Below are 21887 nucleotides of genomic sequence, written 5' to 3'. Positions count from 1 at the left end.
GTGCGGTTGGGTGAGCTGCCGGACTGGTTGCCGGCTTGGTGTCTTGACCATCTGGGCGGCGAGCCTGTTGGCGTGCTGTTCCGGTCGCGACAGGTCTCGATGGTGTTTGGTCTGCGGTTGGTCGGTGGCAGGGACGTCGTGGTCAAGGCGCGTGCCGATGACGGCCGGGCCTCGTCGTGTGTGGTGGCGCAGGCCTGGCTGGCCGAGCGCGGGTTCCCGTGTGCCCGGCCGCTCACGCCGGTGATCGGTGTTGGTGCACTGGCCGTGCACGCCGAGGAATTCCGGCCTGGCGGCGAGGTGTTGCGCGGGGAGTCGCCGGACATTGCTCGGCGCTGCGCGGTGGTGTTCGCCGGGCTGATGGCCGAGCTTGCCGGTGTGTCGGTCGCGCCGCCGCTGCCGAATCCGCCCTGGGTGCGCTGGGATCACACCGATTCTGGGGTGTGGCCGGCGATCGACTTTCTCGACAGCCGGGATCAGAGTGTGGTGTCCGAGCACATTGTTCAGACGGCTGAGCGGGCTAGGGAGCGGTTGCTGGCTGCTGGCTTGCCGTGCGTGCTCGGCCATGCCGACTTCGAGGCGCAGAACCTGCGGTGGCAGGGTTGGCGGGTGTGGGCGGTGCATGACTGGGACAGTCTGGCGTGGCAGCCGGAGGCGGCGCTGGTGGGAGCGGCGAGCGGGTCGTTCGCCAGTTCCGGGCCGCCCATGCTGGCGCCGATCGAAAGTTCCGAGGCGTTCCTGGTGGCTTATCAAGACATTCGACGGCGCTTGTTCACGGCCGTGGAACTGGAGATGGCATGGGCGGCCAGCTTGTGGATGGCTGCGTACAACGCGCGGGAGATGGCATTGTGTGGTGGTACTTCGGCGGGCGGCGATGCGTTGCGGGCGCAGGCAGCTGAACGCCTCCGCCGGGCTAATGCGTAGCCTCAGCGCGCAGATTGTGGTACGTGCGGAGGGTGGAGACGGCGTCCGGGGCGCGGATGGCGCAGATCGTGCATTCCCAGCGCCGGGGGTCGCGGGAGATCGAGCTTATCGGGTCCGCGCACACGGACGCGGGCGTGGAGCTGGTCAAGGCGGTAGCGGGGCAGCGGCTGGCGGTGGCGCAGCAGGAGTTGGTTCTGCGTCTGCCGGACAGTCCGGTCAACGGGGGGTGACTCGTTGCCGATCACGTCCGTACGTGCCGGGCATCTGCTGGACGCGTTGGGGCGCGGGTACGACGCCCTGGGGTTCGCTGCCGCTGCCGAGCAGGACGAGGTGTTCAAGGCGCTGGTGTTGGTCAGGATCATCGAACGGTGTATCGTTCGGAAACTCGGCCGTAGGCGCTGACGGGCGATTTTGTCCTCTGTGGGATTGATAACTGGCGGCACGCTGCCGGTCATGATCCTGTCGTTCGGCTACCTGGTTCTTCGTCATCGTCGTGATCGCGTTGACCGCCCTGCTGTTGCTCGCCGCTGGCGTGGGAATGGCCGCGCGCCGCCGTACCGTCATGGGTTTCCTGACCGTCGCGATCGAGGCGTCCGACCTGACCCTGGTGCGTGGCGACCTCACCGCCCGCGATCCGGTTGTCCTGCCGTACCCTGACCATCATCAAGGCGTCGCGATGGCCTTCAGCTCGATCTTCGTCGTCACCAACAGCCTGCGGCTCCGCCGCTTCCGCCCCACCTCCTGACCCCATCGCCATCGGTCATGATGTGGCAGCCGACGCCGGGCACCGTGGCGATCAGCCATGGTTCGCCGGGTCGGCGCCGAGCATGAGGATCGCCGATGCCGCTGCCGGAGTCGACGGTCGTCGGGCGATCTGGTTGCCGGCGGCGGAATCCACCCGGCCCGAGCCGGTGGATTTCCCGGCCCGGGCCTCTTTCTTCGGGTCGGCTATGCCGTGGCCGCGCGTCAGCCACCACCGCCGCCGTCGCCGGGTGAAGCCCCGGTGATGGCCTGCGTCTGCTGTCCGGTGATCTCCTGTAGCGGTATGTCGTCGTAGTTGCTGAGGACGACGCCGACCCACCCGGTGTCCGGGTAGATGCTGTAGTAGGTGGAGCTGCCGGGGTGGGGGCCGCCGCGCCCGATCTCCCACTGGCCTTCGACGATGTGGGCTGTCGGCCCGTAGGTGGTGAACCCCGGGGAGCCTCGGAAGTTGGGGGCCTTGACCGAGGTGTACACGTCGGCCCAGGGCGGGTCGAGCACGGTGCCGTCGTACAACGCTTCCGCGAACCGGACCATGTCCGGTGCGGTGATGAACCCGCCGTCTGGGACGAAGTTGCGCGCATTGTTCTGGCCCGCCATGCCCGGGTTCGGGCTGTCCTTGTCCAGGTTGCGGGCGGCGTCCACCCGGCTGCCGTCGGCCTGTTTCATGTACGAGTGCGCTATGTGTTCGTCGGCCAGCCATTGCGGCCTAGTGTAGTACGCCGAGCCGGTCATGCCGCAGCGTGCGAAGACGTGCTCGTGCACGTAGTCCCAGAACGTCATGCCGGTAACCGCCTCGACGATCTGTACGACGACATCCGAACCCCAACCGGGTTTGTTCGAACCCGCGCCGGGGGCGGCCACCAGCTTCGCCTGCCGGGTGTACTGCTGGTAGTACTCTTGCTGCTCCTCCTTGCTGTGGAAGATGCGTTGGTAGTCGTGCTCCGGGAAGGACAACCCGGAGGTACCGACGAGCAGGTGGTGGATGCGCACCTGCTCAGCGATCTCCGTGGCGAAACCGGTCAGGTAGGTGCCCACCGTGTCCCACAGCTTCACCTTGCCCTGCTGCGCCAACTGCACAATGGACAGGCTGACGAACGGCCCGCCGTAGAGGTTGAACGCGACACCTTCGTGGTTACGGATCCCCTTCTCCTCGTCGGCCATGCCGAAGCTGCGCGACAGCACCGTCCGGCCGCGACGCGACAGCAGCACCACTCCGGAGAACTTGTCCTCGGCGGCCAGCTTCGCGATGTACCGGTCGTAGGCGCCGCCGGGACGGGTGGCCGGCGGGATGTCGGCGTCGGTTGGGGCGGTGTCGGCCCGACCGAGCCCGGCGCCCACCAGCGGCCCGGCCGCCACGCCAGCGGCCGCCACCCCGCCCCACCCGAGCAGCCGCCGCCGGCCGATACCACGTACCGAATCCGAGTCCATGATCACGTCCCTTTCCTGATCGACAAACTGCCCGTGGATGCGCTGTGGTCCATGCTGCACTGAACCCAGAAGACTGTTGCGGTGGCGTATGCGTTTTTCGATACGCCCGCGATACCCGCCGATCTCCTGGCATCAAGCCACTGGCGCCTCGGCGACATGACTACACCGGCAAAACCGTCGGGCAGGGCGCGATGATCCAGTATCGGGACCGTACAAAACTTGACACTCCCGGGCGCAGCAGGCCAACTGGCCCGTGTGCCCGGCGAAGTCGGGTGGGATCTTCTGAGCGCCCCCGGCGGGCCACGCAGGACATCACAAACAATTGCTGACCAGGGAAAACGAGTCAGGTTTGGTGGTTACGCATCGACTGATATTGCCTTCAGGGTGAATCCAGGCATCGACCTTAGCGGCCGGTGCCGAGGGTCACGTCCATGGTCGTGGTGTAGAAGACGACCATCAGAAGCTCCGGTGTTGATCTTAAGCGGCGATGGGCATGGGTGGGTTGTTGGTGTCGTCGGTTCGGTCGGTGTCGATGCTGAGCAGGTTGCGTAGGTAGTGGGTGCGGCAGCGTTGCCATCCGGCGCCTGGGAAGGCGGCGCCGATCGCGGCGACGAGGCCGCGGTGGGCATCGGAGATGACGAGTCTGACCCCGTCCAGGCCACGAGCGGTTAGCGAGCGAAGGAACGCGAGCCAGCCTGCAGGCGAGCGGCGCTTCGCACAGGGGCGGCAGGAGGCGCCGTCCCCGTCGGAGGCGATGTCCAGGCCGAGGACCTCCCGATCACCTTCGGGAGGCACTGACCCTGCATGTGCAGTACGGCGACCGGCTCGGGGAAGCCGTCACACTCCTCAAGCCTGGCATAGTCGAGGCGCAGATGGACCCACCCGGGCCGGCCGTCGACCACCTTCGGCAGGCGCGTGCTGCATTCCGGCACTTCGGCCACCGCTCCGGCGAAGCTCCGGCACTGGCCCATCTCGGCATCCTTTACAACCGCCTCGGCCAGCCTGAACAGGCCTTCGAGCACCATTCGCAGGCGCTCACCCTGTTCCGGCAAATCGGCGTCTCCGCGGTCGCCGGGCCGGCGTCGACCGCCTGCGTCGCCAGCGTGTGTCGACCCCTTCCAACAGCCGCGCTGATGCAGGGCCCCTCTACCGAACCCAATACCCGAATACTCGGAGCTCTGCCATGGAGTCCGGACTTCGGCCGCCGCGCCCGTTGGTCGTCAACAATCCATCAACAAATCGACCCACCCAGTCGTAGCACCCTCACTCCAGCCGTCAGGCGAACGCCGGTGCACCGGTAGTCGCCGTCAACGTAAGGGGTGGGTGGAACCGTGACTTCCAGCCAGGGCGGAACCCGCCCTGACGACAGGGGTGACGGTCACCGGCAGGTCGGGATCGAGCCGCCGGGGGTGGGATGGACCGCCGAGCCGACGCCGTGAATCGGACCGCATCGGTTCACTGTCGCACCACGTGCTGCAGCTGACTTCACGGGTTTCGGCCAATCACGGAGGGAGAGCGCGTGGTGTCTGTTCTGGGTGGTATCGGCTGGAGGCGTTGGCTGGCGTCGCTGACCGTGTTGTCGCTGGCCACGGCCGGGCTCGTGGCAGTCGGGGTGACGGGGGTTCCGGCCGAGGCGGCGTCCACTCTCGGTTGCGTGGACACCGCGCCGTCCGAATCCGAAGCCGTGGCGCTCGCTGTCTCCTGTCAGCGGCAGGTCGTCGTCGGACCGTCCATAACGGAGCGCAGCCAGATTGTGGCGACTGTCGAGGGCGCGCTGATCCTCCAGGCGGCTGTGGCGCCGCAGCGGGTCAGGGGTGCCGGCGGAATCTGGAGGCCGATTTCGACGGACCTGGTCCAGCGGAGCGACGGGTCGGTCGGGCCGGCGGCGACCTTGGCGGATGTGAGGTTCTCCGGTGGCGGTTCCGGCCCGCTGGTCACTTGGCGCGAGGCCGGGGCGACGTTCACGTTGTCCTGGCCGCTCGGTTCCCTGCCGGCGCCCCGCCTGAACGGGGCGACGGCGACGTACGAGTCGGTGCTCGATGACGTAGACCTGCACGTCACCGCGACGGCCGAGGGTTACACCCAGGTGGTGGAGATCCTCACTCCGGCGGCGGCGGGGAGCCCGGCGATGCGGTCGCTGCGCTATCTGACCGGCGGTGACATGCGGGTGGAGCAGAACGGCGCCGGCGAGGTCCGGCTGGTGGACGCGGCCGGCCGTGCGGTGGCGACATCGGCCCCGGCGATGATGTGGGACTCGTCCGATGATCCGGCACGGGGTGGCGAGGTGGTGCCGGCGGTCGCCACTGCGCGGGCGGGTGGCGGGTCGGGAGCGCTGGGCGAGCCGGCCACTGCGGTGGAGCCGGCGGCGACGTCCCGGAGCGCGCCGGTGTCGGTGGCGGTGTCCGACGGAGGATTGACCGTGACGCCGGATCCCGTACTGATGGCCGATCCGGGCCTGACCTATCCGGTCTTCGTTGACCCCGCGTTCGAGAAGCTCAGGCGGAAATGGGCCTACGCCAGCAGTAACGGCGAGAGCAACGAGACTTCCAGGGCGCGGGTGGGTCGACAACCGGAACCCGAGGGCGGTTCCGGCGAGCGTTACCGCTCGTTCTATGACTTCGATGTCGCCAAGCTGCGGGGCAAGCGGATCCTGTCCGGTGTGGTCAGGATCGAGCTGGATCACTCGTGGTCGTGCAGCCCTACGTGGGTGCATCTGTACCGGACGGGTTCGATCACGGTGGGTGGCGGGAAGCGTATGGCGTGGTCGACGCGGCCGTTGCCGGCCGCCTGGCTGGATTCCTGGGAGGGCCACGCGAACGAGGCTGGAGGGTGCGGCAGGATCCAACCGGATGTTGACGCGGAGTTCACCGGCTCCAGCCTCCGGGCCGACCTTCAGCATGCCGCGGATTCCCGCTGGTCGACGTACACCGTCGGGTTATGCGCCTGCAACGAGTCGGGTGAGTACGAGTCGACGCAGGACCGGTGGAAGAAGTTCTACACCAACCGGGCATGGCTAGAGGTCACGTACAACTCGGTGCCGGGTGTCCCGTCTAACCTGACGGCCTCGGGCCAGTCGTGCGGGGGTGTGGTGGGAACAGCTTCGCCGGTGCTGCGGGCGTACTACGCCGACGCGGACGCGGCGGGCGACAGCCTGACCGGCTATTTCGAGTACCGGCAACTCCCCTCGGGATCGGTGGTCGCCAAGACTGGCCAGGTCAAACCGGGCAACCACTACGGTGAGTCCGGAACGATCGCCCTGGGTACGGGGCCGGACGGTCGGAGCTACCAGTGGCGGCTTCGGACCCGGGACGCCGTCGGCTCGTACTCGCCGTGGACGCCGTGGTGCGGCTTCACTCTGGACACGGCCAGACCGCCCAAGCCTGGCGTGTCCTCGAGCACCCACCCCGGCGACGGACTGGCGCACGGCGGCCCCGGCGTCTCCGGCTCGTTCACCTTCACTGCCGGGGCGGCGGACGTCGTCAAGTACGTGTACGGCTGGGCGGGGCAGGTCGAGCCGCTGATCACGGTGACCGTGTCGGCCGGGGCCTCGTACACGGTGTCGTTGACCCCGCCCCGGTACGGCTACAACGTTCTCAACGTCTACAGCGTCGACCGGGCCAACAAGCGGAGCGAGACCGGCGCGCACCGCTTCCTGACCGGTGCGCCCTCCGCACCCCGCGCGCACTGGCCGCTCGACAGCATCGACTCCCATCAGTTCGGCGACCAGATCGGCAGCGCGGACCTCGTCATCGAGAACTCCGACATCACCTGGACTCCCGACACCTGGGTCCTGGGCGAGCGGACGCCGATATTCGACAGTGATGCCGCTGGCATGTCCGGCAGTGCGACCGCGACCGGCACGGGCCTGGACACCTCGGGCTCGTTCAGCGTGGCCGCCTGGGTCCGGATCCCGTCCGGAGCTCTGTGTCCGCCCGAGGTCAACCGGACGGCCGTGTCGATCGACGGGGCGCAGGTCAGCGGCTTCACCCTCACACACAACTGCACACAGCGAAGATGGCGGATGCGGATTCCCGCGACTGACACGGCGTCCCCGGCCTTCCTCGACGCCTGGGCGCCAGTGTCGCTGCCGGCGGACACCTGGGTGCACCTCGCTGGCGTGTGGGACGAGGCGGAGCAGCGGGTCAAGCTGTGGGTCAACGGGACGCTGGATCCCACCTCGGTGACCACGGCGCCCGCGGCCTGGGCCTCCGCCCGGGGCTCGGGGTGGAAGGCCACCGGCCCGGTCGTGGTGGGTCGTGACAGGTGGAACGGGGCGATGGGTGGGCCGTTTGTCGGGCAGGTTCGGGACCTGCGGGTCTGGAACCGCGTGGTGACCGAGGACGACATCCGGGGCACGGATGCGAACGCCGCCGCCGGCACTCAGCCGAAGGCCGGTCTGCTGGCGCCGACCGAGGTGGCCGCGTGGGACTTCGGCGGCGGCCTCGACTCCGGCTGCGCTCCGTCGATGAGCGCCACGTACTGGTCGCAGACGCTTGCCCTACACGGTTGCACCGACCCCAGCTCCGAGCCGCAGACCGTCGGATACACCGGTGACGCGTACGACGACAACGACGCGCTGTGGCTCAATCACGCCCAACCCGACGGATACGGCAGGGCCGGCCAGGGGTACGCCGCGGCCTCGGGCCCGATCGTCCGGACCGATCAGTCGGTCACCGTGTCCGCCTGGGTCCGCCTGGCCGGCCTCTCCGGTGGAGAGCAGATCCTGCTCAGGCAGAACGGCCTCTCCGCCTACTCGGCGATGCGGTTGTACGTCCTGCCGTCCGGCAAGTGGCAGTTCGGTGTCGCGTCACCGAACGGTACCGGCGGGACGCGCTGGGCTCTCTCCTGGTCCGACGCACCAGCCACGCCCAACGAATGGGTGCATCTGGTCGGTGTCTTCGACGCTGTCACCGGCACGGCGCGGTTGTACCTCGACGGGGTCCGGCAAGCCGGCACGGGCACCGGTTCGGGTGGCGCCGCTGACCCTGGGCCGCTGTACGTCGGCTCCAGCGACGGCTTCTCAGGACACCTGTACGGCACCGTCGACCAGCTACGGCTGTTCGCCGGGGCGATGTCCGAGCGGGAAATCACCGCGTTGCACCGGTCGTAGCGAACGCGCAACTCGCGCGTCCCTCCCTCTACCAACTCGACTTCTTTCCGTCGGGACGTCCGCTTCTGCGTTGCCACTGCCGGCCCTGCGCCAGGTTCTGGTCCGCCCGCTCCCTCTCGGAGGTTTGGTGATGTTCGATCGTCTGGTTCGTGGTCGGGGGTTCCGGGTGCGGCGCCGTGGCGCTACCGGTGTGGCGTACAGCATGGCCGTGGTCCTGGCGGTCACACTGCCGGCCGGAATCCCGGCCCCGGCGGGGGCCGGCCCCGAGGCGGGACCGCGCCTGTCGGTGACCCAGCCGCGCCCGGTGCGATCCGCGCCGGTGCCGGCACGGCCGAGACCGGCCGACCTGTCCCAGGGTGCGGCGGAGCGGCCGGTCACCTCGGCCGCCTGGCCCGCGGCCGGGGTCGCCGAGGCGAGCGCGGGCGTTGTCGACGGTCGGGCCGCCGCCCGGGGCGACGCGAGTGCCGCCTCGGGCAGCCGGGCGGGATCGCTGCCGGTTTCGATCGGGCCGCCGCTGACCGTGGCGCCGGTCAGCGGGGCGGACGGGCCAGCGACCTCGTCCGTGAGGTCTCGGGTCGACCGGGCCCGGGTGGAGGTCTTGGACCGGTCCGTCGTGCCGGCTGCCTGGCGGGACGGAATCGTGCTCCGGGTCGCCCGTGCGGACGCGGCGTCGGCGGGCGGCCGAGTGAACGTGACAGTCGACTATTCCGGGTTTGCCGGCGTGTTCGGGTCGGACTGGTCAACCCGGCTGCGGCTCGTGGCTCTGCCCGCGTGCGCCCTGACCACCCCCGGCCGGCCGGAGTGCCTGGGCACCGCCCTGCCGTCCCGCAACGACGCCGGGGCACGTCGGGTCTCCGCCGACGTCGACCTACCGGCGGCGCGGCACGCCGCTGCCCGGGGCGGTGGCGCGGGTGTGTTGATCGCGGTGCGGGCCGCGCCGTCCGGTGAGACGGGCGACTACGCCGCCACCCCGCTGCTGGCGTCCTCGACCTGGGTCGCCAGCCCCTCCAGCGGCACCTTCACCTGGTCGTACCCGGTGGAGGTTCCTCCGGCGCCCGGCCTCACCCCCGATATCACCCTGTCCTACGCGTCGAGTGTGGTCGACGGGCGCAGTGACGCGTCGAACAACCAGCCGTCGTGGCTGGGGGAGGGGTTCGAGTACCACCCGGGCTTCATCGAGCGTCGCTATGTGCCGTGCGCCAGCGACATGGCCGGCGCGGCGACGAACAAGACCGAGACCGGGGACCTGTGCTGGGGCACCGACAACGCCGTGCTCTCTCTCAGCGGTCGCTCGGTCGAGTTGATCCGTGACAGTGCGACCGGAGCCTGGCGGTCGAGGAGTGACGACGCGTCCCGGGTCGAGCGGCTGACCGGCGCGTCCAACGGCGACGGCGACGGTGAGTACTGGAAGGTGACAACCGACGACGGCACCCAGTACTTCTTCGGCCGGCACGCATTGCCGGGCCACGGTTCGGTGACGAACTCCACCAACCACGTGCGGGTGTACGGGAACCATTCCGGGGAACCGTGCTACAACTCGTCGTTCGCCTCCGGTCACTGCGACCAGGCATGGCGGTGGAACCTGGACTACGTCGTCGACACCCACGGGAACACCATGTCGCTGTGGTACGTCCGGGAGACGAACAGGTACGGGGCGAACCTGCAACCCGCGTCACCGGTAAGTTACGTCCGGTCGTCCACGCTCACCCGGATCGACTACGGCACCTGGGACCGGGGCGCCGCCGACCGCTCGGTCACCCCGACGGCACAGGTCATATTCAGCACCGCTGACCGGTGCGTGTCCGACTGCTCCGAGCACGACGAGGCGCACTGGCCGGACGTGCCGTGGGACCAGGAGTGCGCCGGACCGGACTGCGCAGACAAAGTCTCACCAACGTTCTGGTCCACGAAGCGACTGGCGAAGATCTCCACCCGGGTCGCCGGGACTTCCGGGGACGTGGACTCGTGGACACTGACCCAGACATTCCCCCCGAACGGAGACGCCTCCCGGGACGGGATGTGGCTGGAAAGCATCGTGCACGCCGGCCACGTGGGCGGAACAGTGACCCTCCCCGAGATCAACTTCGACTGGGTCCAGCGGCCGAACCGGGTCGACGCCCTCGGCGACACCAAACCACCGATGTACTGGATGCGGCTGGGCACGATCTGGACGGAGAGCGGCGGAAAGATCTCTGCCATCTACTCCGATCCCCAGTGCGCCAAGGGCGGCCCGATGCCGGCGTCACCGCAGACGAACACGTTGCGCTGCTTCCCGGTGCTGTCCGAGGACACCTTCACGAGGAAGACCGAGACCGAGTACTTCCACAAGTACGTCGTGACCGGGGTCCTGGAGTCCGACTGGACTGGAGGCGGAACCGACGTCGTCACCGCCTACGAATACCTCGACGGAGCGGCGTGGCGGTACACCGACGACGACGGCCTGACCCAGGACAGGTTCCGGACCTGGGCCGACTACCGCGGCTATCAGCGGGTTCGGATCCGAAAGGGTACCGACGGCCGGGAGACCCTGACCGAAACCCGCTACTACCGGGGCACACACGGTGACAAGGCGGCACCGTCCGGCGGCACCCGCTCGGTCAGGCTGCCAGCAGTGGATCTCACCGGCAACAGTGACACCACCGACCCGGGCGACGCCCCCGAGGTCACCGACGAGGACGCTCTGGCCGGTGCGATACGGCAGGAAACAGTCTACAACGGGATCGATTCGGACATCGTCTCGACCAGAGTGGATCAGGCGTGGCAGTCGGCGCCGACGGCCACCCGGCGAATAGGCGACACCGCTGTGCATGCTCGCTACACGGGTACCGGCGTGAGCTGGGATGCGACCCGGCTGGACGCCGGCCGCGGGTGGCGGGTCACGAAGCGGAACACCGCCTTCGACTCATACGGGATGGTCACTAGCGTCACCGACCACGGCGACGTCGCGGTCGCCGACGACCAGCAGTGCGAGGACACGACGTACGCCCGGAACACCGCCACCAACCTGCTCTCCCTACCGGCCAGGGTGCAGACCCTCGCCATCGCCTGCGGACAGACGCCGACCAGCCCTGACGACGTCATCAGCGACGTCCGGACCGCGTACGACGGTGGCGCCCACGGCGCCGCCCCGACAAGGGGCGACGCGACCCGGGTCGAGGAACTCAAGGACTGGACCACCGCCGGTGGCACGACCTGGCTCACCACCGCCACCTCCAGCTATGACACTCACGGCCGGGTGGTGGCGGCAACCGACGTGCGCGGGAATCGCACCACCACCGCATACACCCCGGCTGCCGGCGGGCCGGTCACCCGGACCGTTACCACCAACCACCTCGGCTGGACCACCACCGAGGACCTCTCCCCGGCCCGGGGAGTACCAACCCGTACCACTGACGAGAACGGCAAGGTCACCGACCTGCGGTACGACGGGCTCGGGCAGCTCACCGCAGTGTGGCTACCCAACCGGCCCAAGGCCAGCAACGAAGCCTCCCCGTCGATCCGGTACGCCTACCGGATCCGCAACAGCGGTGGGGTTAGCGCGGTAACCGCAGAGACCATGAACGCGGAGGGCAACTACCTGACCACGAATACCCTCTACGACGGGCTGCTCCGGGAGCGGCAGACGCAGAGGGCCGCGGACTCTGGCGGAGGAACCGTCGTTACCGAACGCGTCTACGACGCGGCCGGCCGGATCGCGTACACCGTCGCCAACCACCACGACCCGAACCGGACCCCCGGCACCACCCTGGTCACGATCGCGCAATGGCAGGCGAACAACCAGACCGTCAACCACTACGACCGGGCCGGCCGGATCACCGAGGAAGTCGTCACCAGCGGCGGCACCGCACGCTGGCGTACCCGGACCGGGCACGGCGGCGACCGCACCTACGTCACACCACCGGCCGGCGGCACTCCCACCACGACGATCACCGACGCCCGCGGCAACACCGTCGAGGTGCGCCAGCACGCGGGCGGATCGGTGGGCGGAAGTTACGACACCACCCGGTTCATCCACGATCGCAGGAACCAACTCGTAGCTGCCATCGACCCGGCCGGCAACCGGTGGACCTACGGCTACGACACCCGTGGCCGGCAGATCAGAGTCGACGACCCGGACAAGGGTGAAACCACGTCCACCTACAACGATTACGGCGACCTGGTCACCGTCACAGACGCCGAGGGTAGGAAACTCGTTCACGAGTACGACCAACTCGGCCGGCAGACCGGCCGCTACCGGACCTCGATCAACCCGGCGAACAAGCTGGCCAGCTGGGCCTACGACCCGAGCGGAGCCAACGGGCGGCTCGCCTCGTCCAGCAGATGGACCAACTCCGGTACTACCGAATACCAGGTGCGGGTGCGGGGCTACACCGCCCTGTACCAGCCGACCGGCGAGGACTACATCATCCCCGCCACCGAGACCGGACTCGCGGGCACCTACAGCTTCACCCAGACATACAAGGCCGACGGCACCAGCCTCGCCACCACCACCTACCCGAGTGCCGGCGGACTCGGCGGCGAGCAACTCACCCACACCTACGATCCGGTCACCGGCCTGCCCGAGCAACTCCGCACCAACTGGCCCGGGGCCGGCCACTACGTGACCGACACCGGCTGGACCGCATTCGGAGAGCTCGGCCTCATCCAGTTCCAACAGACCGCCCAGAGCTGGCTGCAGCGCTCCTTCGCGTACGACGACACGACCCGGCGGCTGCGCACTGCCTCGACGCTCCGCCAGCTCAACCCGCAATGGGTTGCCGACCTGCACCACTACTACGACGACGTCGGCAACATCACGAAGATCGCCGACACACCGGCCGGGAATACCACCGACACCCAATGCTTCGAGTACGACTACCAGCGGCGGCTCACCAACGCGTGGACGCCGGACAGCGGCGACTGCGTTCCCACGCCGACCGTGATCGGGCTCGGTGGCCCCGCCCCCTATTGGCACTCCTGGACCTTCGACCCGGTCGGCCGGTCCACCGGAAATCGGATTACCGAGACCCGGCACGGTGCCACCGACACTGTTTCCACCTACAGCTATCCGGCGCCTGGCGGAGACCGGCCGCACGGGCTCACCCAGGTGGTCACGACCGGCGCCGGTAACGGGATCCGGACCTTGGCCTTCGACGCCAGTGGCAACGCCACCTGCCGGCCGATGATCGGGGTCGCCACCAACGCATGTCCGGGCGGGGCCGGCAGCCAGGATCTGGACTGGGACAGCGAGGGAAGACTGGCCACGGTGCACGCGGGTACCGACCAGCACAGCTACCTCTACGACGCGGACGGTGACCGGCTCATCGCCCGGGATCCGGCCGGCGCCACCCTCTACCTGCCCGGAATGGAGATCCGCCACACGAGTGGCGGCACGACGACCGTCGCCCGTTACTACACGTACGGCGGGCAGATGGCCGCGATGCGCATGCCTGGTAGGGGCATCACCTGGCTTGTCGACGATCATCAGGGCACCCAGCAGATCGCCGTCGTGGCCGGCGACCAAACCGTGATCCGTCGCCGGCAGACCCCCTACGGCGAGCCGCGCGGGGCGGCGACAAACTGGCCCAACCCGAAGGGCTTTGTGAGTGGCGACCGGGATCCCACCGGACTGACCCATCTCGGTGCCCGCGAATACGACCCCGCCATCGGAATGTTCCTAAGCGCCGACCCGGTGCACGATCTCGCCGACCCTCAGCAGTGGAACGCTTACTCGTATGCCACTAACAGTCCTGTTACCCTCAGTGACGCCGACGGGTTGCGCCCCCTCATTACCAACACTGGGCAAGGCGACGCGGAACACTACCGCAAGACCGGCGAGCGGGTGGTGAAGAAGAGCAATGGCAAATGGGTGGTCAACGAGAAGCGGAGCATTAAGAAGACTGCCACCAGTGCGAGGGACCAGCTTGCGAAGTGGGTCGAGGAAAAAGGGATCGGGAAGGCTGCTGGGAGGATAGCCGAGGCGCTCGAATTTGTCGGGACGCTGGCCGATTATGCGGTCAGCTTTGGCAAGCTGGTTTCGGCAGCCGGCCGGGCGATGCGGAACGGGGCGACGAAGGGGGTGCGTAGCCTTGCATCCTTCCTTCTGAGAATGGTGAAGAACGAGAAAGGCCTGCGGATAATTTCTAAGGTGGGCAGAAGTCCGATCACGAAGACGTTTGCCCGGGTGACAATTGTCGCCGGCGGCGCACTTGAGACGGCCATGAATTTGCTCGAGGGCGATGATTTGGCGACTGCGGTCGGCAAGGGCCTCGTGGTAGCAGGTGCTTCCACGCTGGGTGCGACGCTCGGGGCTGCCGCTGGAAGCCTCTGCGGTAAGGGGGCGGTGGTTTGTTCCCCGCTCTTCGGATCTGTAGGTGCCGGTATCGGTGGCTGGCTTGGCGAGGAGATGGTTGACGGACCGCTCGAGAAATGGAACGTATGGCGGAGGACCGATGATCTCGTGGACTGGGATTGACGGGCGCGGGTTCTGGGTCGGCTTGAGGCTGTGACCTGCGTGTTTCCGGTTTGCGAGAGTAGGTGCGTTCGGTGTCTGTGGCACAGTCCTGGGTGTGCGGTTGGGTGAGCTGCCGGACTGGTTGCCGGCTTGGTGTCTTGACCATCTGGGCGGCGAGCCTGTTGGCGTGCTGTTCCGGTCGCGACAGGTCTCGATGGTGTTTGGTCTGCGGTTGGTCGGTGGCAGGGACGTCGTGGTCAAGGCGCGTGCCGATGACGGCCGGGCCTCGTCGTGTGTGGTGGCGCAGGCCTGGCTGGCCGAGCGCGGGTTCCCGTGTGCCCGGCCGCTCACGCCGGTGATCGGTGTTGGTGCACTGGCCGTGCACGCCGAGGAATTCCGGCCTGGCGGCGAGGTGTTGCGCGGGGAGTCGCCGGACATTGCTCGGCGCTGCGCGGTGGTGTTCGCCGGGCTGATGGCCGAGCTTGCCGGTGTGTCGGTCGCGCCGCCGCTGCCGAATCCGCCCTGGGTGCGCTGGGATCACACCGATTCTGGGGTGTGGCCGGCGATCGACTTTCTCGACAGCCGGGATCAGAGTGTGGTGTCCGAGCACATTGTTCAGACGGCTGAGCGGGCTAGGGAGCGGTTGCTGGCTGCTGGCTTGCCGTGCGTGCTCGGCCATGCCGACTTCGAGGCGCAGAACCTGCGGTGGCAGGGTTGGCGGGTGTGGGCGGTGCATGACTGGGACAGTCTGGCGTGGCAGCCGGAGGCGGCGCTGGTGGGAGCGGCGAGCGGGTCGTTCGCCAGTTCCGGGCCGCCCATGCTGGCGCCGATCGAAAGTTCCGAGGCGTTCCTGGTGGCTTATCAAGACATTCGACGGCGCTTGTTCACGGCCGTGGAACTGGAGATGGCATGGGCGGCCAGCTTGTGGATGGCTGCGTACAACGCGCGGGAGATGGCATTGTGTGGTGGTACTTCGGCGGGCGGCGATGCGTTGCGGGCGCAGGCAGCTGAACGCCTCCGCCGGGCTAATGCGTAGCCTCAGCGCGCAGATTGTGGTACGTGCGGAGGGTGGAGACGGCGTCCGGGGCGCGGATGGCGCAGATCGTGCATTCCCAGCGCCGGGGGTCGCGGGAGATCGAGCTTATCGGGTCCGCGCACACGGACGCGGGCGTGGAGCTGGTCAAGGCGGTAGCGGGGCAGCGGCTGGCGGTGGCGCAGCAGGAGTTGGTTCTGCGTCTGCCGGACAGTCCGGTCAACGGGGGGTGACTCGTTGCCGATCACGTCCGTACGTGCCGGGCATCTGCTGGACGCGTTGGGGCGCGGGTACGACGCCCTGGGGTTCGCTGCCGCTGCCGAGCAGGACGAGGTGTTCAAGGCGCTGGTGTTGGTCAGGATCATCGAACGGTGTATCGTTCGGAAACTCGGCCGTAGGCGCTGACGGGCGATTTTGTCCTCTGTGGGATTGATAACTGGCGGCACGCTGCCGGTCATGATCCTGTCGTTCGGCTACCTGGTTCTTCGTCAGGCACTGCAGTTGATAATCCTGTTGGCTCGCGGTGGACACGCCAACGAGGTCGAGGTGCTCGTGCGGCGGCACCAGGTAGCGGTGCTGCGTCGGCAGGTGCGTCGGCTGGATCTGGAATCGGTAGACCGTGCCGTGTTGGCCGGGTTGTCGAGGCTGCTGCCGGGGCGGGCGACCAGCGACGCCGACAGCAGTCCCGGTCGCCCGCGGACCGTAGCTGACACCTGTGGCCGTGGCGGACAGGCCGGCTCCGGTCGGACGAACGCGCCGTGCAGGAACAGGTCGACGAGTTCGGTAACGCCGAGCCGTGGGTGGTCACCCCCGGGGAACCGGCCACGCCCGCTGCGCAAGGTCGGCAAGGGTGAGCAGCCCCAGATGGCCAAACACAAGGCAAAGCGGTGACGAACGCGGGCAGTGCCGGGCACCAGGTTGCCGGCGCTGCCCGCTGGTTCTCAACTGATGGTGGCCAGCAGGTCCCGGCAGGCCCGCTCGCACGCGTAGCAGGCGTCGGCGCAAATCCGGCAGTGCTCGTGCTTGTCGGCGTGCCGGGCGCACTCGTCCCCGCATGCCTTGCAGGCCGTGGCGCAAGCCTCCAGCAGGGTACGGCTGATGTTCGCGTCGTAGCCGGTGTGTCGGGACAGCACGTGGGCTGTGGTGGCGCAGATGTCGGCGCAGTCCAGGTTCGTCCGGACGCACTTGGTCAGCTCGGCGACCATGTCCTCGCTTAGGCAGGCGTCGGCGCACGCGGTGCAGGCCTGGGCGCAGTCGTTGAGGGCATCGATCACCGCCGCCAGCTTCGCCCGGTCCAGGTTGATCGACTTCGGGTACGTCTCCAACATCGGCATGGTGGTGCTCGGCATCAGGGTTCCTCTCTCTCGCGCTTCCTCATGCCCTACCCGGAGACTCCCGACACATGCCGGGTGAACGCGGGCAGCATGGCGGGAAGACCCGGCCGGTACGGGGCGTCCGTGGTCGGCCGATCCGCAGCAGGCGGGTCGGGGAACGGACCGCCGGAGACGACGAAAGCGCGCCCCGACCCGACCCAACACCTCGCCGCGGCCGCCCAACTGTTCCTCACCCAACCACGGCTCACAAACCCAAAGCAACAGGGCACACCTGAGCCTGTACGCCGTACTCCGCGAACTGCAATACCAACTCGCGACCTGGCTCGGATTCTGCCCTCTCTGCCACCAACTCGTACCAACCTGGGCACTATTAGGCCGTGCCCGTCTCGTACTGCGGGCGACCCGTGGTGCGGTAGGTCTGGATCGTTAGCCCATGCGGGGTGGACCGCAGGTCGACCAGCTCCAGTCCTGTGTCCGGGCCGGTGGCGGGAAAGAGCCGCGTGCCTTGGCCGACGACCACGGGATAGATGAGCAGTACGATCTCGTCGACCAGCCGGTGGTGGAGCAGCCAGCGGATCAGGGTGCCACTGCCCCACACCTGCAACTCGCCGCCCGGCTCGGCTCGCAGTTCCCCGATGGCCGCCGCGACGTCACCGAACAGGACGGTCGTGTTCGCCCATCGCGGGTTGGTGAGCGAGGTTGAGGCGACATACTTCGGCCGCGAGTTCAATGCCTCTCCGACGGGGTTTCCTGGATCCATACCTGCTCCCCAGGAACCGGCGAAGATCTCGTAGGTCCGCCGGCCGAACAGGAACGCGTCGGCGCGCTGGAAAGTCTGGCTGATGAACGTCGAGGCCTCGTCGTCGAGTAGCGGCGGGGCCCATCCGAAGCGCTGGAACCCGCCGCTGCCTTCCTCGTCCCGCGCGCCGGTCTCACGTCGTGTGCCTGCGTCAATTCGTCGATGCCCCTGCGTCACTCCGTCAAGGGAGACGTTCGTGACGGTCGTCAGTTTCATGGTCACAGGCCCCTTCACGCTTGCCTGGTCGTTCAGTATGACCGGACCATGGCGCCGATCTTACCGGTCGCAGGCGCCGGCTCAGGTCATCCCGGACGGAGTGAGGCCGGTCAAGGGGTGGCTGATCTACGGCGAGCGCGTCCGGCCTACCATCCGTACTCGTCGATGAGGTGGCCGACGGTGGCTGGGCCTCGCAGGCAGCGTCCCCAGCCTCGCCATGCTCAACAGTGACGCGTGGGTGCTCAGCCGCAGCGAGCGCCTTCGCGCAACAAGGCTGGATGTATCCGTCGGACCATTCGTGCGAGGTCGAGGTCATGTTCACGACGTGTCGATCACGAGGTTCTGCCCGGCACCTCTGTCGCCGACGGCCTTAGGAAAGCGAGTCCCACCACGGCACGGACTTGGGTCGGCATCGAGGAGATGTTTCGGCACGCGGGGCGCGACCGGGCGACGCCGCGCCCGGAAGGGTTGAGATCCGGCCCGCCGGGCTGGCGGAAGCGGCGGCCCTACCGATGCCGACGCGCCGTGTGCGCCGAGGCCGCCTTGGCAAGGGCTCGGGGCGCCCGCCAGCTCGACCAGCGCATTTGCTGTTTCCGCAAATCTGTTTGCGGACGCCCGGCGGCTGACGCAGTCTCCGGGTATGACGAACATCCCTGCCGCCGCAGCCCGAACCACGGGATACGACGGCGCAGTAGATCTTGACGTTCTCGTCGTTGGGGGAGGCATGTCCGGTTTGGGCGCAGCGCTTACGCTGGCCCGGTCGCGCCGTTCGGTGCTCGTCGTGGACGCCGGCCAGCCGCGCAACGCCCCCGCCGCCCATTCGCACGGGTATCTGACCCGCGACGGCGTGTCCCCGCTGGAGTTGCTGAGGATCGGCCAGGGTGAGGTCCGCAGCTACGACGGCACGATCATCAGTGCCGAGGTCACCGCGCTGGAACGGCTGGCGGACGGCGGATTCCAGGCCACACTGTCCGACGGTACGAACCACCGGGCACGCCGGGTACTGGTGACCACCGGCCTGGTCGACGAATTGCCTGATATCCCCGGACTGCGCGAACGCTGGGGCCGCGACGTGGTGCACTGCCCCTACTGCTTCGGCTGGGAGGTACGTGACCAGCCGCTCGGCGTGCTGGGCACCGGCCCCTTGGCGGCGACGCACGCGCTGATGTGGCGACAGTGGAGCGACGACGTGCTCCTGTTCCGGCACACCGCACCCGAGCTGACCAACGAGCAGCACGCACAGTTGACCGCGCGGGGCGTCTCCGCCGTGGACGGCGAGGTGGTGGGCATCGAGGTCACCGACGACCATGTCACCGGGGTGCGCCTAGCATCGGGGCAAGTCGTGGCGCGCAGTGTGGTGGTGGTCGCTCCGTGGTTCGCCGCTCGGCACGCGCTGCTCGACGGGCTGGGCGTCACTGTCGTACAACACCCGGTCGGCATCGGTGAGCAGGTGCAGGCCGAGCCTACCGGGCTCGCCGTGCCGGGGGTGTACGTCGCTGGCAACGTGACCGATGTGACTTCGGGCGTTCTGCAGTCCGCCGCGTCCGGTGTGACCGCTGCCGCCGCGATCAATGCCGACCTGACCGCCGAGGACGCCGCCCGGGCCGTGGCGGCGCGCACCTGACGCCAGAACGCGACCGCTGCCCGGCCGGATACACCGAGCTGACCGACGAACCGCGCCTCGACCGCGTGCCACTCTGGCGAACTGTCCCGCAGAATTTCGTTCCTGCAAGCGAGGAGAGGTAAACCGATGACAACACATGCTGCCGGCAGCGAGACCCAGTTCGTCAAGGAATGGCGCTCCTGGCGGGCCGGCTGGGAACAGTTTCTGTCACAACCCCACGGCTGGCTTGCTGTCACATCTCTCAACTGGGTCGACACGACGCCACGCGAATACACCGGTCAGCCCGGACTGTGGTGGCAGGAAGGCAACATTCTCTACGTCGACCCGCAGGGGCAGACGATGTCGTACGGCGACGAATCCTTCACCGAGGTCCGCGGTTTGGATCTGAGTGCTACGCCGGATGACGTCCGGATAAGCGCCGGCGATATCCAGATCGGAGTCACCTACCGGGGCCAGTATCTGCTGGTGACGTACGATCCCCAAGCCCCAGCGCGTGCGAAGTTCCGCGGAGTGCCAACCTACGAACCAGATCCCCGCTGGCTGCTGAACGCACGCTTCGAACCCTACGCCGAGACGTCTGCCGCGATCGACTCGTTGGGAACCGACAGTCACACATACCGCATACCCGGTGTCGTCAGGTTCAGCCACGCCGGGGACGAGTACACCCTGCTCCTCACCAGTGGGGACCACGGCATGAACGCCGTGTTCACCGACGCGACCAGTGGGGTCACCACCTACGGCGCGTGTCGCACGGTCTCGGTTCCCGAGCCTGACGAGGACGGCGTCGTCATGCTGGACTTCAACCGCGCGCTCAACCTGCCGTGTGCGTTCAACGACATGCCCGTCTGCCCGGTGGCTCCGCCGGAAAACCGACTGCCATTCGCTGTCGAAGCGGGCGAGAAGACCCCGTACGAATACTCGAACTGATGCGGTGTCGAATCGGCTGTGGGCTCAAGCTGTGAGAGAGCCTCCAGCCGTCGTGCTGTGGTCACCTCGATTGGTCTCATGTGCCGCATCAGCGCTGGGCGGCTCCCCGAACCGGCGCCGGTACTCGCGGCTGAACCGGGGCGGATTGTCGTATCCGACAGGTTGGCCGGCGCCGGTGATGTCGCTCGGACGGCTCGCCAGTAGAGTCGCTCGGCAAACCGAGCGGGAGGTACGCGCACCTTGAACCCGGGGATGTTGGCCAAGCTGGACCGGTTCCGAGCGAGGGCACTCGGGCGAGGAATCCCTTCGGCGGACGTGGAGCGCTGGATGGGGCTGGCACGCCCGTGCGCAGTGCTGTCGTCAAAGGTGGACGGGCCGGTCGTGGGCCGTGGCGGGGGGCCGGTGATGCTTCCGCCCGACGTACCTCTTCTCTGGAGCTCGGAGGAGCCCGAATACCTCATCGCCACTCTTGACCTTGCGGCCCTGCCCGAGGACGCGACAGGGCTCTCGCTACCGCCCGATGGTCACCTCCTGTTGTTCGCCGTTGTCGACCTGGGCGAAGCCGACGGCCTCTGCGGTCACGTGGTATACGTCCCTGCCGGCACGGTCGTCGAGGCGCGCGAGCTGGACTATTCCGATTCCGATTCCAGCCTGTACGCGTTCAGTACGTCCGAAGACCTCTTGGCTGAGCTGCGAGACCTGGGCGAGCTGCGCCTGAAGTACGACGTATCCCTGCCCGATCATGATTTCTTCCCCGACGACGTGATCGTCGACCGTGCAGAGCATCCCCACGCCAATGAGCTGCGCGAGGCGTGGCGGGAGGTAGAGCGCGACGATGAGGAGTCGAGCGGATGGCCTCCGCTGCGGATCGGTGGGTACGCATCGGAACAGGACGGCTGGGGGGATCCGGTCACACAGTCCACCCAGACGTTGGCCCATCTGGACGAGCTGGGTATAGAAGGAGGCCCCGTGTTCGAAGAACGGCCCCGGCCCGACGACTGGGTACTGCTGGCACAGTGGGACGGCATACCGATGGGCTCCATGTACTGGTCGATCACCAAGCAGGACATGGCGGCGCGGCGCTTCGACCGGCCGCTCGTCAAGCTGTGGGCCAACCCCTGATCAGCTCTGCCGACCGCGCTGCCCCCGGATCGTCGTCTTCGGCGCCGTCGGTTTCGCCGCTGCGCTTGCCCGGATCGGCGCCCTTCCCGGATGTCACGTGACGGTGCGCCGCGCTGCCCGCTCTTCGCTACAAGCCGCAGGTTCCCGGACGCCGAGAGGCGGTGGCCGAGTGGCCGCA

General features: G+C 68.1%; 15 protein-coding genes and 2 pseudogenes. 13 read left to right on the top strand and 4 right to left on the bottom strand.

Going from position 1 to position 21887, the window contains the following annotated elements; all coding sequences use genetic code 11:
• Positions 1–6: 6 nt before the first annotated feature.
• The 4 genes and pseudogenes from R6Y94_RS34645 to R6Y94_RS34630 form a co-directional block, all read left to right on the top strand.
• A complete protein-coding gene (locus R6Y94_RS34645) occupies positions 7–921 on the top strand; it encodes a phosphotransferase (RefSeq protein ID WP_318400564.1) in 915 nt (304 codons plus the stop codon).
• Between the two features lie 23 nt (positions 922–944).
• Positions 945–1151, top strand: a complete 207-nt coding sequence (locus tag R6Y94_RS34640; RefSeq protein WP_318400563.1) for a hypothetical protein — start codon at positions 945–947, stop codon at positions 1149–1151.
• Between the two features lie 4 nt (positions 1152–1155).
• A complete protein-coding gene (locus R6Y94_RS34635) occupies positions 1156–1323 on the top strand; it encodes a hypothetical protein (RefSeq protein ID WP_318400561.1) in 168 nt (55 codons plus the stop codon).
• Positions 1324–1429: 106 nt separating this feature from the next.
• A pseudogene (locus R6Y94_RS34630) lies at positions 1430–1666 on the top strand (hypothetical protein); the annotation flags it as partial.
• A gap of 221 nt (positions 1667–1887) precedes the next feature.
• On the opposite strand, the gene R6Y94_RS34625 reads toward R6Y94_RS34630, so the two are convergent.
• Together R6Y94_RS34625 and R6Y94_RS34620 are read right to left on the bottom strand one after the other, a co-directional pair.
• On the bottom strand, positions 1888–3111 hold the full coding sequence (locus R6Y94_RS34625) for a serine hydrolase domain-containing protein (RefSeq protein WP_318400569.1): 1224 nt from the start codon (positions 3109–3111) through the stop codon (positions 1888–1890).
• Positions 3112–3642: 531 nt separating this feature from the next.
• Positions 3643–3915: pseudogene (locus tag R6Y94_RS34620) on the bottom strand (transposase); the annotation flags it as partial.
• A 68-nt stretch (positions 3916–3983) separates the two neighbouring features.
• On the opposite strand from R6Y94_RS34620, the gene R6Y94_RS45425 reads away from it, so the two are divergent.
• From R6Y94_RS45425 to R6Y94_RS34595, 6 genes are all read left to right on the top strand, one after another.
• Positions 3984–4412: a tetratricopeptide repeat protein gene (locus R6Y94_RS45425; protein WP_412102952.1), complete on the top strand. Its 429-nt coding sequence runs from the start codon at positions 3984–3986 to the stop codon at positions 4410–4412.
• Between the two features lie 218 nt (positions 4413–4630).
• On the top strand, positions 4631–8221 hold the full coding sequence (locus R6Y94_RS34615; RefSeq protein ID WP_318400568.1) for a LamG-like jellyroll fold domain-containing protein: 3591 nt from the start codon (positions 4631–4633) through the stop codon (positions 8219–8221).
• A gap of 130 nt (positions 8222–8351) precedes the next feature.
• Positions 8352–14675 (top strand): RHS repeat-associated core domain-containing protein, encoded by a 6324-nt coding sequence (locus R6Y94_RS34610; protein ID WP_318400566.1) that lies wholly within the window; start codon positions 8352–8354, stop codon positions 14673–14675.
• A 100-nt stretch (positions 14676–14775) separates the two neighbouring features.
• Complete coding sequence (locus R6Y94_RS34605) at positions 14776–15690, top strand: phosphotransferase (RefSeq protein WP_318400564.1); 915 nt, start codon at positions 14776–14778, stop codon at positions 15688–15690.
• A gap of 23 nt (positions 15691–15713) precedes the next feature.
• Positions 15714–15920 carry a hypothetical protein gene (locus R6Y94_RS34600; RefSeq protein ID WP_318400563.1) on the top strand — a complete coding sequence of 69 codons (207 nt, stop codon included), beginning with the start codon at positions 15714–15716 and terminating at the stop codon, positions 15918–15920.
• A gap of 4 nt (positions 15921–15924) precedes the next feature.
• Positions 15925–16092 carry a hypothetical protein gene (locus tag R6Y94_RS34595; RefSeq protein WP_318400561.1) on the top strand — a complete coding sequence of 56 codons (168 nt, stop codon included), beginning with the start codon at positions 15925–15927 and terminating at the stop codon, positions 16090–16092.
• Between the two features lie 536 nt (positions 16093–16628).
• Here R6Y94_RS34595 and R6Y94_RS34590 read toward each other — a convergent pair.
• Complete coding sequence (locus R6Y94_RS34590) at positions 16629–17036, bottom strand: four-helix bundle copper-binding protein (protein WP_318400559.1); 408 nt, start codon at positions 17034–17036, stop codon at positions 16629–16631.
• Between the two features lie 355 nt (positions 17037–17391).
• Positions 17392–18036: a dihydrofolate reductase family protein gene (locus R6Y94_RS34585; RefSeq protein WP_318400558.1), complete on the bottom strand. Its 645-nt coding sequence runs from the start codon at positions 18034–18036 to the stop codon at positions 17392–17394.
• 640 nt (positions 18037–18676) lie between these two features.
• Here R6Y94_RS34585 and R6Y94_RS34580 point away from each other — a divergent pair.
• The 3 genes from R6Y94_RS34580 to R6Y94_RS34570 all read left to right on the top strand — a co-directional run bounded on the left by R6Y94_RS34580 (position 18677) and on the right by R6Y94_RS34570 (position 21709).
• Positions 18677–19660 (top strand): NAD(P)/FAD-dependent oxidoreductase, encoded by a 984-nt coding sequence (locus tag R6Y94_RS34580; RefSeq protein WP_318400556.1) that lies wholly within the window; start codon positions 18677–18679, stop codon positions 19658–19660.
• Positions 19661–19786: 126 nt separating this feature from the next.
• The gene (locus tag R6Y94_RS34575) at positions 19787–20587 is read left to right on the top strand and encodes a DUF1684 domain-containing protein (RefSeq protein ID WP_318400555.1); all 801 of its coding nucleotides are present in this window, start codon (positions 19787–19789) and stop codon (positions 20585–20587) included.
• Between the two features lie 327 nt (positions 20588–20914).
• The gene (locus R6Y94_RS34570; protein WP_318400553.1) at positions 20915–21709 is read left to right on the top strand and encodes a DUF1963 domain-containing protein; all 795 of its coding nucleotides are present in this window, start codon (positions 20915–20917) and stop codon (positions 21707–21709) included.
• The last annotated feature ends 178 nt before the right edge of the window (positions 21710–21887 follow it).

It is taken from the genome of Plantactinospora sp. KLBMP9567 (assembly GCF_033446045.1).
In the GTDB taxonomy this organism is placed as follows: domain Bacteria; phylum Actinomycetota; class Actinomycetes; order Mycobacteriales; family Micromonosporaceae; genus Plantactinospora.
This window is presented reverse-complemented; position numbering and strand designations above follow the sequence as displayed.

Bases quoted from the DNA above. Each gene is read 5' to 3' on its own strand.
- R6Y94_RS34625 (WP_318400569.1), bottom strand. From the start codon at position 3,111: ATGGACTCGGATTCGGTACGTGGTATCGGCCGGCGGCGGCTGCTCGGG.
- R6Y94_RS45425 (WP_412102952.1), top strand. From the start codon at position 3,984: ATGGACCCACCCGGGCCGGCCGTCGACCACCTTCGGCAGGCGCGTGCT.
- R6Y94_RS34610 (WP_318400566.1), top strand. From the start codon at position 8,352: ATGTTCGATCGTCTGGTTCGTGGTCGGGGGTTCCGGGTGCGGCGCCGT.
- R6Y94_RS34590 (WP_318400559.1), bottom strand. From the start codon at position 17,036: ATGCCGAGCACCACCATGCCGATGTTGGAGACGTACCCGAAGTCGATC.
- R6Y94_RS34585 (WP_318400558.1), bottom strand. From the start codon at position 18,036: ATGAAACTGACGACCGTCACGAACGTCTCCCTTGACGGAGTGACGCAG.
- R6Y94_RS34580 (WP_318400556.1), top strand. From the start codon at position 18,677: ATGACGAACATCCCTGCCGCCGCAGCCCGAACCACGGGATACGACGGC.
- R6Y94_RS34575 (WP_318400555.1), top strand. From the start codon at position 19,787: ATGACAACACATGCTGCCGGCAGCGAGACCCAGTTCGTCAAGGAATGG.
- R6Y94_RS34570 (WP_318400553.1), top strand. From the start codon at position 20,915: ATGGGGCTGGCACGCCCGTGCGCAGTGCTGTCGTCAAAGGTGGACGGG.